This is a genomic window from Zoogloea sp. 1C4 (assembly GCF_009469605.1).
Classification (GTDB): Bacteria; Pseudomonadota; Gammaproteobacteria; order Burkholderiales; family Rhodocyclaceae; genus Zoogloea; species Zoogloea oryzae.
In genome coordinates, this window is sequence record NZ_SSXU01000018.1 from 1 (window position 1) to 15,982 (window position 15,982).

Genomic DNA, 15,982 nt, shown 5'->3' on the forward strand with positions numbered 1-15,982 from the left:
ATCCAGCAGCGATTGGGGATCGAGTGTTTGAGTTCATACTGTCTATTTATCAATGACTTAACGGTATGAATTTTACCGAGAGTGGCGCGGGTTCACAAGGGGGTTGGCGTTAAGTTGGGAGCATTGCGTCCGTCAGCAATGACGGACGTGGGTTGAAACGCGTAATCGCGCTCCCGGTTGCGCTCCCGAATTCGACTGCTTCGTCCGTCAGCAATGACGGACGTGGGTTGAAACAAGCTGCTTACCGTTGCGGGCCGCGATCTGCGCCGCGCTTCGTCCGTCAGCAATGACGGACGTGGGTTGAAACACGTCGGCGTACGCCCCGGCGTAAGTCGTGTACTTGCTTCGTCCGTCAGCAATGACGGACGTGGGTTGAAACCCGTGGATGGTGGATATTTACGCTCCGGCGACTGAGCTTCGTCCGTCAGCAATGACGGACGTGGGTTGAAACCGCTCGGGCTTGGGTGCTTATGTCGATCTGACGAAGGCTTCGTCCGTCAGCAATGACGGACGTGGGTTGAAACAGAATTAACTAGAAAGCTATTGTCCGAAAAAAATAAGGCTTCGTCCGTCAGCAATGACGGACGTGGGTTGAAACCGAGCTCAGCCGGGAAGCTGACCTTGATTTCCTTGCTTCGTCCGTCAGCAATGACGGACGTGGGTTGAAACACCTGACATGGTTACTCCCGGTTACCTAAGATGGGCTTCGTCCGTCAGCAATGACGGACGTGGGTTGAAACGAGGCGAATTCATGGCTTCGTGAAACGTCGGAAGCTTCGTCCGTCAGCAATGACGGACGTGGGTTGAAACCGGTGCCCGGCGGCAAGGCGCTGGATTTTGTGATGCTTCGTCCGTCAGCAATGACGGACGTGGGTTGAAACCTGAGCCCTCCCCTCTACCACCCCGCCCGCCGGTGGCTTCGTCCGTCAGCAATGACGGACGTGGGTTGAAACCTGAACGTCAGCAATCTCGTTGAACTGATCGGGGAAGCTTCGTCCGTCAGCAATGACGGACGTGGGTTGAAACCAGCCACTCCAGCCACCCAGCCAGGGCCACCGCAGCTTCGTCCGTCAGCAATGACGGACGTGGGTTGAAACACCACGCTCCGCGCAACCCGTGCAGCCCGGGTCGGTGGCTTCGTCCGTCAGCAATGACGGACGTGGGTTGAAACCCGTCGAAGCCATGCAGCTCGACGCCCTGCGCGCAGGCTTCGTCCGTCAGCAATGACGGACGTGGGTTGAAACTAGTGGTACAGATCGATTGGAGCGAGCCCGCCCGAAACCCTTACCCAGCGCGGCTTTCAGGTCATTTCCACGTTTCTCCGCGGCCCCCTCCTCCGCTCCGGCAATCATTCCACGACGTCATGCGCCCATTGCTCGACGCCGAGCAGCCGCTGCACGACATCGGGCAACCATTGCCGGGCATCAGGCGATCGTTGCCCGATCTCGGGTAATCCTTGCTCGACGTCGGTCTGAGGCTGCCGGATGTCGAGCAACGCTTGCCCGACGTCGAGCCACCGTTCCCCGACGTCGAGCGACCTTTGCCCGATGTCGGGTAGCCATTGCCCGACATCGGAGAATCCTTGCCCGACGTCGGTCGATGACTGCCGGATGTCGGGCAACCATCGCAGGATGTCCTGCAGCAGGTGCACGACGTCGTGCAGCGATTGCAGGACATCGGGCAGAGGTCGGTCGACGTCGGTGAGCCACCGCAATCCGTCGCTCAAGGCATGGCGGGTGACGCGGAGCGGCTGCCGGGGGTCGGTGGGCGACGGAAGTTGCCCGCGCAGGGTTAGCGGGGGCGGCACCGGCCAGCCGCTTCTCCCCCACCCCACCCAGCCCCGCCCCTGTTAATCTCCCCGTCACAAAACCATAACAGCGTTGGGAGAATCGCCATGCCGGTCAAACTGGTCGACCGTACGCCGGACGCGTACGGCTATCCGCTGCTGATCAAGCAGCTTCTGCACACGCCGCTGGCCACTGCGCCGGATCAGGAGATCACCTACATGGGCGGGCGGCGGCACAGCTACCGCACGCTGCGGGAGCGCATCGGGCGGCTGGCCAGTGCGCTGGCCGGGCTGGGGGTGGATGCCGGCGATACGGTGGCGATGATGGACTGGGACAGCCACCGCTATCTGGAGTGCTTCTTTGCGGTGCCGATGATGGGGGCAATCCTTCAGACGGTAAATGTGCGCCTCACGCCGGAGCAGATCCTCTACACCCTCAACCATGCGCAGGCGGATGTGGTGCTGGTGAATGCGGAGTTTCTGGGCATCCTGGCCGCCATTGCGCCGCGGCTCACCACGGTGCGGCGCTTCGTGCTGATCGAGGATGCGCCGGCGGATGGGCCGCCGCCGGTGGATTTTGCGGGGGAATACGAGGCGCTGCTGGCCGCCGCGTCGCCCGATTACGACTTTCCGGATTTCGACGAGAACGCCAAGGCGACCACCTTTTACACCACCGGCACCACCGGGCTGCCCAAGGGGGTGTATTTCAGCCACCGCCAGCTGGTGCTGCACACCCTGTCGGTGGCGGCGGGGCTGGGCGGGGCGCCGCGCCAGGGCCGGCTGCACCGGGACGACGTGTACATGCCCATCACGCCGATGTTCCACGTGCACGCCTGGGGCCTGCCCTATGTGGCGACGATGCTGGGGCTCAAGCAGGTGTATCCGGGCCGCTACGTGCCCGAGACGCTGCTCAAGCTGGTGCGCGACGAGGGGGTGACCTTCTCCCACTGTGTGCCCACCATCCTGCACATGCTGCTGGTGCATCCGCTGTCCAAGGTGATCGACCTCTCCCGCTGGAAGCTCATCATCGGCGGCTCGGCCATGTCCCGAGCCCAGGCCGAGGCGGCACAGGCGCGCGGCATCGACGCCTTTACCGGCTACGGGATGTCGGAGACCTGCCCGATCCTCACCGTGGCCTTTCTGCCGGAAGCGGCGCTGGACGGCTCCCCGGCCGACCAGGCGCTGCTGCGCACCCACACCGGTCTGCCCCTGCCGCTGGTGGACATCCGCGTGCAGGGGCCGGACGGCGCCGACCTGCCCCGCGACGGGCACAGCGTGGGCGAGGTGGTGGTGCGAAGCCCGTGGCTCACCCAGGGTTATCTGCACGACGCCGAGGCCTCCGCCACCCTGTGGCAGGGCGGCGTGCTGCACACCGGCGACATCGGCCACATCTCTCCCGACGGCTGGCTCAAGGTGACGGACCGGATCAAGGACGTCATAAAGACCGGCGGCGAGTGGACCTCGTCCCTGCAGATCGAGGACGTGGTGGCCCAGCACCCGGCGGTGGCCGACGTGGCGGTGATCGGCGTGCCCGACGCCAAGTGGGGCGAACGCCCGCTGGCCAAGGTGACGCTCAAGCCCGAGCACGTGGGCAAGGTCACGCCCCACGAGATCCGCAACTTCGCCGCCAAACTGATCGAATCGACCGGCGTGAGCCGCTACGGCGTGCTGCTGCAGGTGGAGTTTGTCGAAGCCCTGGCCCGCACCAGCGTGGGCAAGCTCAACAAACGGGCAATGCGCGAAGCGCAAGGGCGGGAGTAAGCGCAGGTCGGACTGTAGGTCGGACTTCAATCCGACAGACCGTGCCGGATCAACCCGTGATGTCGGACTGAAGTCCGACCTACAGGGCGGGGGTTGGTCGGGGGTGGGGTGGATTGCGGTTGGGCGTGGGGCAGCGGCGTCGTGCGTCGGGCACTGGCTTGCCTCGTTGTAGGTCGGACTTCAGTCCGACAGACCCTGCCTGATCAACCCGTGTTGTCGGACTGAAGTCCGACCTACAGGGCGGCGGTTGGTCGGGGGTGGGGGCATGGAGCTGGCTAAACGAAGCGCTGTCCCATCTGGCTGTAACGCTTGTGATCTACCGTGATCGACGGTTTGCCGTGCTGCCATTCGGCGCGGAGTCGGGCCGGAATTTCAGGCGACGCCCGATGGTGCTGCATCGGCAGGTGCGCGCCCCCATCCGGGGCCTGACACCGCCGGCGCACTGGAATGGTGCGATCCATACTCTCCAATTTGGTGCATCAACACCGCAACCTGGGTGGCCGGGAACGGAAAAATGGGGATAAAGGCACGCCAAGGCCCTGAATTGGCTTCGAAACGTCGTGCCGGGCGCATAAACGCCGTGGCATGAACATTGCTAAATCTCCCCGCAAGCCTGAAACCCGCAGCCCAAGAACGGAGTCTCCCGTGACCATTCACGTTGCCCTCAATCACCTGACTTCCTACAAGTACGACCGCCCGATCAACGTCGGCCCGCAGGTCGTGCGCCTTCGCCCGGCGCCCCACAGCCGCACCCGCATCCTGTCCTACTCGCTGCGCGTGCTGCCCAAGCCGCACTTCATCAACTGGCAGCAGGATCCGCAGTCCAACTACCTCGCGCGGCTGGTGTTTCCGGAGAAAGTCACCGAGTTCAGCGTCGAGGTGGATCTGGTGGCCGAGATGTCGGTCATCAACCCCTTCGACTTCTTCCTGGAGCCCGAGGCAGAGAACTTTCCCTTCGCCTACGACAAGACCCTCGCCCACGAGCTGGCGCCCTTCCTGTTGAAGGAAGCGGCCACCCCCGCCTTTGCCGACTACCTCGCCACCATCCCGCGCGAGACGATGCGCAGCGTGGATTTTCTGGTGAAGGTGAATGCCGATCTGCAGCAGCACATCGGCTACGTGATCCGCATGGAGCCGGGCGTGCAGACGCCCGAAGAGACCCTCACCAAGCGCACCGGCTCGTGCCGCGATTCCGCCTGGCTGCTGGTGCAGTTGCTGCGCCACATGGGCCTCGCCGCGCGCTTCGTGTCCGGCTACCTGATCCAGCTGAAGGCCGACGTGAAGGCCCTGGACGGCCCCTCGGGCACCGAAGTGGACTTCACCGACCTGCACGCCTGGACCGAGGTCTACCTGCCCGGCGCCGGCTGGGTGGGCCTCGACCCGACCTCCGGCCTCTTCGCCGGTGAAGGCCACATTCCGCTGGCCGCCTCGCCCGACCCGTCGTCCGCTGCGCCGATCTCCGGCCTGATCGACGAGTGCGAGTGCGAGTTCGAGCACCGCATGGCCGTCACCCGCGTGAAGGAAGCGCCGCGGGTCACCAAGCCCTACACCGAAGAACAGTGGGCCGAGATCGAAGCCCTGGGCCACCTCATCGACGTGGACCTGGAAGCCAACGACATGCGCCTCACCATGGGCGGCGAGCCGACCTTCGTGTCCATCGACGACCCGGACGGCGCCGAGTGGAACACCGAGGCGATGGGCCCCAACAAGCGCATCCGCGCCGAGGATCTCTACCACCGCCTGCGCGACAAGTACGCGCCCCAGGGCCTGGCCCACTTCGGCCAGGGCAAGTGGTATCCGGGCGAGCAGCTGCCCCGCTGGTCGCTCACCTGCTTCTGGCGCAAGGACGGCGAGCCCATCTGGACGCGCTCCGACCTCATCGGCGATTCGGCCACACCCGGCAACGTCAAGGTCGACAAGGCCCACACCTTCCTCGCCGGCGTGGCGCAGCGCCTCGCCGTGGACCAGCGCCGGGTCTTCCCTGCCTATGAGGACGCCTTCTACTACCTGTGGCGCGAGCGCCGCCTGCCGGGCAACGTCGATCCGTTCGACGCGCGTCTGGACGACCCGCTGGAGCGCGACCGCATCCGCCGCGTGTATGAGCACGGCCTGCCCAACCCGGTGGGCTACGTGCTGCCGATCTCCCTCAACGCCTACACCGGCGCGTGGCAGACCGGGCCGTGGTTCCTGCGCGACGAGCGCTGCTACCTGATCCCCGGCGATTCGCCGGTGGGCTACCGCCTGCCGCTGGATTCCCAGCCGTGGGCCGCGAAGGGCGACTACCCCTACGTGAACCCGGTGGACAGCCACCAGACCTTCCCGCCGCTGCCCTCGCACTCGGCGATCCGTCGCCAGCTGCCCGGCGGCCAGACCGCCGTACTCAACGCCCTGACCGACGACGAGACCGGCTTTGGCACGTCCGCCGCGGCCCGCGCCGCCGAAGCCCTCAAGGCTGCCCGCGCCGCCGAGAAGCTGAGCCCCACCGACCGCCAGCCCAAGCCCTTCCAGTCGGCCGACTGGATCGTGCGCACCGCCATGTGCGCCGAACCGCGCAACGGCACGATGCACATCTTCATGCCGCCGCTGTCCAGCCTCGAGAAGTACCTGGAGCTGGTGACCGCCATCGAAGCCACCGCGGCCGACCTGGGCATGCCGGTGGTGCTGGAAGGCTACGAGCCGCCGCAGGACCCGCGCCTCACCCACTTCCGCATCACCCCGGACCCCGGCGTGATCGAGGTGAACATCCACCCGGCCAGCAACTGGGAAGAGCTGGTGGACCGCACCACCCACCTCTACGAAGCGGCCCACTACTCGCGCCTCACCACCGAGAAGTTCATGGTGGATGGCCGCCACACCGGCACCGGCGGTGGCAACCACTTCGTGCTGGGCGGCGCCACGCCGTCGGATTCGCCCTTCCTGCGCCGGCCGGACGTGCTGCGCAGCCTGATCTCCTACTGGCACAACCACCCGAGCCTGTCCTACCTGTTCTCGGGCCTGTTCATCGGCCCGACCAGCCAGGCGCCGCGGATCGACGAGGCCCGCAACGACTCGGTGTATGAAATCGAGACGGCCTTCCGCCAGTTCCCCAAGCAGGGCGAGAACGTGCCGCCCTGGCTCATCGACCGGCTGCTGCGCAACCTGCTGATCGACGTCACCGGCAACACCCACCGCTCGGAGTTCTGCATCGACAAGCTGTACTCGCCCGACGGCCCCACCGGGCGACTGGGCCTCGTCGAGATGCGCGCTTTCGAGATGCCGCCCCACGCGCGCATGTCGCTGGCCCAGCAGCTCCTGCTGCGTGGCCTGCTGGCCCGCTTCTGGGAAACCCCCTACGCGCCGGAACGCCTGGTGCGCTGGGGCACCGAGCTGCACGACCGCTTCCTGCTGCCGCACTTCGTCGAGCAGGACTTCACCGACGTGATCGAGGACATGCAGGCCCACGGCCTCGGCTTCAAGAAGGAATGGTTCGCCCCGCACCTGGAGTTCCGCTTCCCGAAGATCGGCGACTTTGCGGTGCGCGGCATCGAGGTGGAGCTGCGCAACGCCCTCGAACCCTGGCACGTGATGGGTGAGGAAGGCGCCATCGGTGGCACAGTGCGCTTCGTGGATTCGTCCGTCGAGCGCCTGCAGGTGAAGGTGACCGGCATGTCCGACGACCGCTTCCAGTTGGCCGTCAATGGCCGCACGGTGCCCCTGCAGCCCACCGGCACCGTCGGCGAGTACGTGGCCGGCGTGCGCTACCGGGCCTGGCAGCCGCCGTCGTGCCTGCACCCGACCATCCCGCCCCACGCGCCGCTCACCTTCGATCTGGTGGATACCTGGAGCGAACGTTCCCTGGGTGGCTGCCAGTACCACGTGGCGCATCCGGGCGGCCGCAGCTTCGAAACCTTCCCCATCAACGCCTTCGAGGCCGAGAGCCGTCGCCTGGCGCGCTTCTTCCGGATGGGTCACACCGCGGGCGAGCCGAAGGTGAAGGTTTCGCCGGTGGAGAAGGAGTTCCCCTTCACCCTCGATCTGCGCCGCTAGCCCGGCAGGGCAATCCGGCCGTAAAGCCCCCCGTGAAGTGCCCGGTGATATCCTCACCGTGCACTTCATCCTTTACGCCCCCCACGCAACGTCAGTAGCCTATGGGGTTCGCGGAGAGGGGCCGACCTCCCGCGTGGAGGCTCGGCCCGGCTCCACTCCGCCCTACCAGACACCTGCCGCGACCGCATGACAAGTCCACTCCTCGCCCATTACCCGTATCGCCCCGACGTCTACGACGAGTTGTGCGGCGAGGATGGTGTTCGCCCCCGCTGGCAACAGTTCATCGATCACCTGGACGAATCCGGCAGCGATGTGCTGAAGTCCCGCGCGGCCCAGCTGGAGCGCGGCATCCAGCAGAACGGCGTCACCTATAACGTATACGCAGACCCACGCGGCATGAGCCGCCCGTGGTCCCTCGACCTCCTGCCGCTGATCCTCGAAGCCGACGAATGGCGCGGGATCGCCGCCGCCATCGAGCAGCGCGCACGCCTGCTCAACACACTGCTGGGTGATCTCTACGGCCCCCAGACCACCCTCGCCGAGGGCCTGCTGCCCCCCGAGCTGGTGTTTGGCCAGAAGCGTTTTCTGTGGCCGTGCCAGGGCATCAAGCCGGCCGGCGGCAACTTCCTGCACCTTTACGCCGCCGATCTGGCCCGCTCCCCCGACGGACGCTGGTGGGTGATCGCCGATCGCACCCAGGCGCCGTCCGGCACCGGCTACGCACTGGAAAACCGCCTGCTGGTGTCCCGCGCGTTCCCCGACCTGTTCCGCGACATGCAGGTGCAGACCCTCGCGCGCTTCTTCCGCAGCCTGCAGAGCACCCTCGCCAGCCAGGCCCCCACCGACGGCGAGCCGCCCCTCACGGTGCTGCTCACCCCGGGGCCGTTCAACGAGACCTATTTCGAACACGTCTACCTGGCCCGCTATCTGGGCTTCCCCCTCGTCGAGGGCCAGGATCTCACGGTGCGCAACGACACCGTTTACCTGAAAACCGTCTCCGGCCTGGAGCGGGTGCACGCCATCCTGCGCCGCCTGGACGACGACTTCTGCGACCCCGTCGAGCTGCGCGCCGACTCGGCCCTGGGCGTGCCCGGTCTTCTCGGCGCGGTGCGCGCCGGCCGCGTGCTGGTGGCCAACGCGTTGGGCTCCGGCCTGCTCGAATCCGCCGCCCTGCCCGGCTTCCTGCCCGCGATCTGCCGCCACCTGCTGGGCGAGGAACTGGCCATGCCCTCCGTCGCCACCTGGTGGTGCGGCGAGGCCCCGGCCCGCAAGGATGTGATCGAAAACCTGCGCAAGCTGGTGCTCAAGCCCACCTTTCCGGGCGCGTCCAACGAAGTCATCTTCGGCGACCGCCTGGGCGAGGAACAGCTCGCCGCCGTGGCTGCCCGCATCGAAGCCGACCCTTCCGCCTTCGTCGCCCAGGAACTCGTCAAGCTTTCCCGCGCGCCGGTGTGGATCGACGGCCAGCGGCGCAAGCTGCGCTCCCGGGCAATGGGCCTGCGGGTGTACGCCGCGCTCACCCCCGAGGGCTACACGGTGCTGCCCGGCGGTCTGGCCCGGGTGGCCGGCGTCGAGAACACCCGCATCCTCACCCTCCAGAAGGGCGGCAGCAGCAAGGACACCTGGGTGCGCGCCGACGGCCCGGTGTCGGGCTTCAGCCTGCTCCACAGCAGCACCATCCGGGTGGATGACCTCATCAAGGAAACCGGCACGCTGTCATCACGGCTGGCCGAAAACCTGTTCTGGTTCGGCCGCTACTCCGAGCGCTGCGACGCCATCGCCCGCCTCGCCCGGCTGGCCCTGGCGCGGCTCTCGGAAGGCCGCCAGGCCCAGCGCGCCGGCGCCCTCACCGCGCTGCTGGAGCTCGCCGCCGGCGCCCAGCTGATCGAACCCGAGGTCATCGACGCCCCCGTCGCCAAGGCCGAACTCGACCTCTTCCGCGCGGTGCTCGACCGCCACGCCGAACACGGCCTCGCCGCCAACCTGCAGCGCCTCACCTGGTGCGCCGGGCAGGCCCGCGAGCACCTGTCCCTCGACCACTGGCACGCCCTCAAGCGCCTCTCGGCCGAGATCGAAACCTGTCGCAAGCGCGTCTCGGACGTGCCCGCCCTGCTCGATTTCCTCGACGAAGCCCTGACCACCTTCGTATCCCTGTCGGGCTTTGCGATGGACAACATGACCCGCGACATGGGCTGGCGCCTGCACATCGTCGGGCGACGCATCGAACGCCTCGACAACCTCGCCTCGCGACTGGCCACCTTCCTGCGCGCCCACACCGAAACCGCCGCCGCCCTGCACCGGGAGCTGGCCATCGAGGCGCTGCTGGAGCTGTGCGACTCCATCATCACCTACCGCACCCGCTACCGCGCCCAGCCGGCCCTGCTGCCAACCCTGCACCTGCTGTGCATGGACCACGCGAACCCGCACGCGCTGGCCTTCCAGATCCGGATGTTGTCCAATTACCTCAACCGGGTCGACAACCTCGAAGCCCCGTTCGGCCTCGCAGCGCTGAAGGAAGCCTTCGACCGCCTGCGCGCCTTCCCGTGGGACGAGCTGGAGGACGACCGCGACGACGACGCGCGCAAGGCCGCCTGCCTGGCCCTCGCCACCGAGCTCGACCAGCTCGCGGTGGTCAGCCGCAGCCTCTCCGACCAGCTCGCGATGCGCTTTTTCACCCACACCGGGCGCTCCACGCAGGCGACTTTCGCGGCATGATGACGAAGCCATGACCCGAAGCATCGACTACATCGTCATCCACGAGACCGAATACCCGCCCTGCGGCGTACCGGTTTCCCTCGCCCAGCACCTGCTGCACCTGATCCCCCGCGACCTGCCCTGGCAGACCCGCGCGTCGGGCAAGATCACCATCGACCCGGATCTGTCGCGTCTCATCGAAGGCGAAGACGTGTTCGGCAACCCGGTGGCCTGGCTGTCCCTCGACACCCCCCACGACGGCCTGCTGGTGCGCGCCGAGAGCCACGTCGCGGTGATCGGCCGCAGTCTGCCCAAGCCCGCCGACTCTCCCCCCTGGGAAGCGGTGCGCGAGCGTTTCCGCTACCGGCCCGAGCCCTGCGACGCCAACGTCCTCGACGCCCAGCGCTACCTCTATGCCTCGCCCCGGGCGCCCTGCGACGCCACCCTCGCCGCCTTCGCCCGCCAGGCCTTCAAGCCCGAGGTGCCGCTGCTGGTGGGTGCCCAGGCGCTGATGGACCTGATCTACGACACCTTCACCTTCGACGCCGAGGCCACCGAGGTGGGCACCCCGGTGCACGAGGTGCTCACCCGCAAGCGCGGCGTGTGCCAGGATTTCGCCCACCTGATGATCGCCGCGCTGCGCTCCATCGGCCTGCCGGCGCGCTACATGTCGGGCTACCTGCTCACCGACCCGCCGCCGGGCAAGCCTCGCCTGATCGGCGCCGACGCCTCCCACGCGTGGGTGTCGGTGTGGTGCCCCGAGAACGACTGGGTCGAGTACGACCCCACCAACGGCATCCAGCCCGATCTGCGCCACGTCACCCTCGGCTGGGGGCGCGATTTCCAGGATGTCTCGCCGCTCCGCGGGGTGATCCTCGGCGGCCTCGCCCAGGCCCCGGAAGTGCGCGTCACGGTGATGCCCGAAGCCGAATGGCAGGCCCGCCAGACCGCCGCCAGCGCGGCCGCCGAGAAGAAGTAGCTCAGTCCGTCAGCGGCAGGCGGACATCCACCCGCAGCCCGCCCAGCGCTGCTCCGTTGCCGAACCCGATCGCCCCCCCGTACTGGGCGACGATGTCGCTGACGATCGCCAGCCCGAGCCCGTGACCGGGCCGCGCTTCGTCGGTGCGCAGGCCGGCAGCGCCCAGCCGCTCCAGCACCTCGCCCGGCACGCCGGGGCCGTCGTCCTCGACGCTGAAGGCCAGCACGCGGCCCGACGCATCCGGCGCCACCACTACCCGCACCCGCGAACGGGCCCACTTGAAGGCGTTGTCGAGCAGATTGCCGAAGAGTTCCAGCATGTCCTCCCGATCCGCCGGAAAGCCCTGCTCCGGCGCGTCGATCTCTACCCCGATGCGCCCCTCGCCGTGCAGGCGCTGGAGCACATCGGCCAACAGCTGCAGCTGGGCGCGGGCGTCGAAGGTTGCCCCCACCGAGCCGCCGCCCGCCAGCCGCGCCCGGCGCAGCTCCCGCTCGATGGTGCGGCCCATGGCGTCGACCTGCCCGCGCATCGTTGCTGCCAGCGCGGTGTCGCCCTGGGCCTCGATCCCGTCTGCCTGCTGGGCGAGCACCGCGAGGGGCGTCTTGAGGGCATGGGAGAGGTTGCCCACCGCGTGACGGATGCGCCCGAGGCGCTGGGCGTGATGGCGGGCCAGCCGGCCCACCGCGTCGAGCATGGGCTGCACCTCGGACGGAGCGGTGGCGTCCAGATCGGCCGGCTCTCCGCGCTCCAGCCGCCGGCAGGCCTCGACGGCCGAGTCGAGGGGCGCCAACCCCTTCAGCAGCAGCCGGCGCTGGAGGATCAGCAGCAGGCTCAGCGCCAGCGCCAGCACGGCGAGCGTCTTGAGGCGGAAATCGGCGATGGCGGCGTCCAGCCCGGCCAGATCCTCGGCCACGGTGACGACCACCGGCGCCGTGTTGCCCACGCCCTGGAAGCGCTTGGCCACCACCAGCAGCGACTGCCCGGCGGGGCCGTCCAGCCTGCCCCCCGTGGCAGCGGCTGCCAGGGGGATGTCGGTGTCCCACATGGAGCGCGAGCGGATGCGCTGCCCGCCCCGCTCGATCAGGAAGTAATGCCCGGACAGGGGCAGCTCATACACCGGCCCCGCGCTGCCCAGGCGGGCCGGGTCGATATCGCCGGCGCCCGGATCAGCCACCGCCACGGCATCCGCCAGCCGCACGTAGAGCAGATCGGCGTCGTGACCGAGGCGGCCGGCCACGTAGTCTTCCACCAGCCGCCGCGGAAAATCCTGCAACCCGACGGCCAGCAGCGCCCCGGCGGCGATCAGCACCAGGGCGAGGGTGAGGGACAGCCGGCGGCGCAGGGAGCTCATCGGTCGGCCCTCACGGCTGGCTGCGGAAGAGGTAACCCTGGCCGCGCCGGGTCTCGATGCGGGCGTTACCCAGCAGCGAGCGCAGGCGGCACACGTAAACCTCGATCACGTTGCTGTCGCGTTCGCCGTCGTAGTCGTACACGTGCTCGGCGAGGTGGGTCTTGGAGAGCACCACGTCCGGGTGACGCATGAAGTAGCGCAGCAGCCGGAACTCGGTGGCGGTGAGCGTCGTCGGCCGCCCGTCGCCGTCCACCAGGCACTGGCGCCCCTCGTCGAGTTGCCACGTGCCCACCTGGAGCCGGGTGTCCTGCACCGGGGCGGCGCGACGCAGCAGGGCCTGGATGCGGGCGGCCAGCTCTTCAACGTGGAAGGGCTTGCCCAGGTAGTCGTCGGCGCCGGCCTGCAGCCCCTCGACCCGCTCGGCCCAGCCGTCACGGGCGGTGAGAATGAGCACCGGCACCCGGTTACCGGCGGCACGCCATTCCCGCAGCACCGCGAGCCCGGGCTTGTCGGGCAGGCCCAGGTCGAGGATCACCGCGTCGTAGGGCTCGGTGGCGCCCAAGTGGGCCCCATCGATGCCGTTGGTGGCCAGATCCACCGCGTAGCCCAGGCCGATGAAGCGGGTGACGAGGCTGTGGCCGAGGCTGGCCTCGTCCTCAACGATCAGCAGCCGCATCGATCACTTCTCCCGGTGGCTCAGCAACTCGCCGGAGGCGGCGTCGAGTTCGAGCTTGTGGAGCTTGTTGGCGGTGTCGATGAGCTTGATCTCATAGACCATCCGGCCGGCCTCGCGCTCCAGTTCGAGCCCGACGAGCTGGCCGGGCTGGATCTTGCGGGCACGGGCGATGATGTCCTCGGCGGACAGGATCTTGCCGCTCTCGCGCAGCTGGCGGACATCGTCGGCCCGCGCGCGGTCGCCGGCCTGGGCGGTGAGGGCGAGGGATGCACCGGCCGTCACGACGGCCGCGAGGATGAGGGACAGGAATTTCATGGCGGGGCTCCTTGCAGGGGGCGAGTTGGGCGGCGGGCGCGTCAGCGATCCCTGCGCAGCTTGACGCCGGTAATCATGGCACCAATCAGGTTGGTGCGCTCCAGCCGGCCCATGATGATGGCGGCGGCGGCGTGCAGGCCGGCAAGGCCGAGGAGCGTGGAGGCGAGCGCCTCGTGCACTTCCTCCAGCCATTCGTCGCCCCAGAACATGTCGGTCGTCTGCAGATAGCCGGTGAGGCCCAGCAGCAGCACGAAGGCCATCAGCGCCAGCATCATCAGCGCGCCGGCCGGGTTGTGGCCCACGTGGTGCTCCCGCCGGCCGGCGAGCAGGCTGGCAAAGTGCCGGCGCAGGCGGGTCGGGGTCGGGAAGAAATCCGCGAAGCGCGCATGCCGGGTGCCCACGAAGCCCCATATGATGCGCGCGCCCACCAGCGCGCTGGCGGCGTAACCCAGCGCCTGATGCAGGGCTTCGCCCTCCTCGACGACGAAGTTGAGGAGCACGCAGGCCACGAGGCTCCAGTGAAAGACGCGGACAAACGGGTCCCACACGCGGACGGGCTGGCTGGGGGTCGGTGCATTCATGGTGTCGCGCTCGCGGTTTGGCTTACTTGGCCAGCAGCACGGCGGCGGTCTGGGGGTCGAAGTAGATCTCGACCTTCTTGCCGGCCTTGTCGAAGCCGTAGATCTCGTAGCAGTTGCCCGGGGTGATCTTGAAGGTCTTGATCTGGTAGCCCTCGGCTTCGAGCCGGGCTTTGAAATCCGGCACCTTCATCCACTTTTCCTGGGGGGCGGTGCAGGTGGGGCCGGCGATGGCAGTGGTGGCGGCGAAGGCGGTCAGGAGGGTAGCCAGGGCGGCGGGCAGCAGTTTCATGTCGGGGTTCTCCAGGGTCTGAGGGGCGCGGCGAATCGCAACGCGTGGCGCATTCTCGCCGCCGCTTCCTGAAGCCAAGCTGAAAGCCAGCCCGCGCGGATCAGGCCCGCCCGCCTCGCGCCCGGGCCGCGACCGCCACGGCCACCAGTACCAGCCCGGTGGCGACGCCGAAGGTGCGCTGCATTCCGGCGGCGACCGCCTCCGGCGTGGCGCCAGCGATGTCGGCAACGCCCACCGCCGCCGCGAACACCGCGCCCATCACCGACGCCCCCGTCACCAGCCCCAGATTGCGCGACAGGTTGAGCATCCCCGACATCGCGCCCCGCCGCTCCGCCCCCACGGCCGTCATCGCTGCGGTGTTGTTGGCGGTCTGGAAGAGCGCGTAGCTGGCGGTGAGGATCGCGATGGGCACCACGTAGCCGGCCACGCCCGAGGCAGCCGGCAGTGCCGCCAGCAGCACGGCGCCCACGGTCATCCCCGTCAGCCCGGCGATGCTGGCGGGCCGCGCGCCAAAGCGGTCGGCGAGGCGCCCGGCCGGCATCCCGCCCAGCGCCGCGACCACCGGCCCCACCGACACCACCAGGCCCACCTGCGCCGCGTCCAACCCCAGCGCACCGGCCAGGTAGAACGGCCCGACCACCAGCGTCGCCATCACCACCGCCGACACCAGCAGGCTGGTGCCGAGGCTGGCCGCGAGCAACCGGTCGCGGAACATCGCCAGCGCCACGAGGGGCGAGGCCGCGCGCCGCTCCACCGCCACGAACAGCGCCACCCCGGCCGCCGCAGCCACCAGCAAGGCCAGGTTGAGCCCGCCGAAGTGGCCGCGGCCGAGGGTCATCGCCAGCGCGTAGGCGCCGAGGCTGCCTGCCAGCAGCAGCGTGCCGGGGATGTCGAAGGCGGGCCGGGGCACGTCTGCACGCCGCACGTCCTGCGGCAGGTGGCGGCGGGCCAGGTACAGCGCCGCCAGCCCGAAGGGCAGGTTGACGAAGAAGATCGCCCGCCAGCCCAGCCCGGCGATGAGCAGGCCGCCCAGCGACGGCCCGAGGGCCGTGCCCACCGCCGACATCGTGCCCAGCAGGCCCATCGCGCGGCCGGTGCGCTCCCGGGGCACCACATCGGCGACGAAGGCCAGGGTGAGCGCCATCATCACCGCCGCCCCCAGCCCCTGCAGTGCCCGGGCCGCCAGCAGCAGCGCCAGCGTGGGCGCCGCGCCGCCCAGCGCCGAAGCAACGGAGAACAGCGCCAGCCCGGCCAGCAGCAGGCGCCGCCGGCCGGTGAGATCCCCCAGCCGCCCGACGCTGACGATCAGCGTGGTGATGGCGAGCAGGTAGGCCAGCACCACCCACTGCACCGCCTGAAAAGTCGCCCCGAAGGCCACCGCCAGATCCGGCAGGGCCACGTTGGCGGCGCTGGTGCCCAGCGAGGCCAGCAGCATCGACAGGGCCAGCCCCGCCAGCGCGCCCCGCCCGGACGCCGCCGCGACCGCTCCGGTGCCGTCCATCCTCATCTCCAACCGATCCGTCT

At 68.7% G+C, this 15,982-nt stretch carries 11 protein-coding genes and 1 CRISPR repeat array; of the genes, 4 read left to right on the forward strand and 7 right to left on the reverse strand.

Features of this window, described 5'->3' with window-relative positions; translation table 11 throughout:
• Window positions 1–122: 122 nt before the first annotated feature.
• Window positions 123–1,244: direct repeats of the CRISPR family, unit length 37 nt; unit sequence GCTTCGTCCGTCAGCAATGACGGACGTGGGTTGAAAC.
• Window positions 1,245–1,348: 104 nt separating this feature from the next.
• Window positions 1,349–1,726, reverse strand: a complete 378-nt coding sequence (locus GH681_RS17665; RefSeq protein ID WP_153162860.1) for a hypothetical protein — start codon at window positions 1,724–1,726, stop codon at window positions 1,349–1,351.
• 168 nt (window positions 1,727–1,894) lie between these two features.
• Here GH681_RS17665 and GH681_RS17670 point away from each other — a divergent pair, with 168 nt between their 5' ends.
• The 4 genes from GH681_RS17670 to GH681_RS17685 all read left to right on the forward strand — a co-directional run bounded on the left by GH681_RS17670 (window position 1,895) and on the right by GH681_RS17685 (window position 11,246).
• A complete protein-coding gene (locus GH681_RS17670) occupies window positions 1,895–3,547 on the forward strand; it encodes a fatty acid--CoA ligase (RefSeq protein ID WP_153162861.1) in 1,653 nt (550 codons plus the stop codon).
• Window positions 3,548–4,192: 645 nt separating this feature from the next.
• On the forward strand, window positions 4,193–7,573 hold the full coding sequence (locus GH681_RS17675) for a DUF2126 domain-containing protein (protein WP_153162862.1): 3,381 nt from the start codon (window positions 4,193–4,195) through the stop codon (window positions 7,571–7,573).
• A gap of 186 nt (window positions 7,574–7,759) precedes the next feature.
• Entirely contained in the window at window positions 7,760–10,288 is a 2,529-nt protein-coding gene (locus GH681_RS17680; RefSeq protein ID WP_153162863.1) for a circularly permuted type 2 ATP-grasp protein, read from the forward strand.
• Between the two features lie 10 nt (window positions 10,289–10,298).
• Entirely contained in the window at window positions 10,299–11,246 is a 948-nt protein-coding gene (locus tag GH681_RS17685; protein WP_153162864.1) for a transglutaminase family protein, read from the forward strand.
• A 1-nt stretch (window position 11,247) separates the two neighbouring features.
• On the opposite strand, the gene GH681_RS17690 is transcribed toward GH681_RS17685, so the two are convergent.
• The 6 genes from GH681_RS17690 to GH681_RS17715 all read right to left on the reverse strand — a co-directional run bounded on the left by GH681_RS17690 (window position 11,248) and on the right by GH681_RS17715 (window position 15,959).
• Window positions 11,248–12,597: a sensor histidine kinase gene (locus GH681_RS17690; protein WP_153162865.1), complete on the reverse strand. Its 1,350-nt coding sequence runs from the start codon at window positions 12,595–12,597 to the stop codon at window positions 11,248–11,250.
• Between the two features lie 10 nt (window positions 12,598–12,607).
• Window positions 12,608–13,273 carry a response regulator transcription factor gene (locus tag GH681_RS17695; RefSeq protein ID WP_153162866.1) on the reverse strand — a complete coding sequence of 222 codons (666 nt, stop codon included), beginning with the start codon at window positions 13,271–13,273 and terminating at the stop codon, window positions 12,608–12,610.
• A 3-nt stretch (window positions 13,274–13,276) separates the two neighbouring features.
• A complete protein-coding gene (locus GH681_RS17700) occupies window positions 13,277–13,588 on the reverse strand; it encodes a PepSY domain-containing protein (RefSeq protein WP_153162867.1) in 312 nt (103 codons plus the stop codon).
• Between the two features lie 41 nt (window positions 13,589–13,629).
• Window positions 13,630–14,169, reverse strand: coding sequence for a cytochrome b/b6 domain-containing protein (locus GH681_RS17705; RefSeq protein ID WP_153162868.1), 540 nt, complete (start codon window positions 14,167–14,169; stop codon window positions 13,630–13,632).
• Between the two features lie 22 nt (window positions 14,170–14,191).
• Complete coding sequence (locus tag GH681_RS17710) at window positions 14,192–14,458, reverse strand: PepSY domain-containing protein (RefSeq protein WP_153162869.1); 267 nt, start codon at window positions 14,456–14,458, stop codon at window positions 14,192–14,194.
• 100 nt (window positions 14,459–14,558) lie between these two features.
• Window positions 14,559–15,959 carry an MFS transporter gene (locus tag GH681_RS17715; protein WP_228111964.1) on the reverse strand — a complete coding sequence of 467 codons (1,401 nt, stop codon included), beginning with the start codon at window positions 15,957–15,959 and terminating at the stop codon, window positions 14,559–14,561.
• Between the last annotated feature and the right edge of the window lie 23 nt (window positions 15,960–15,982).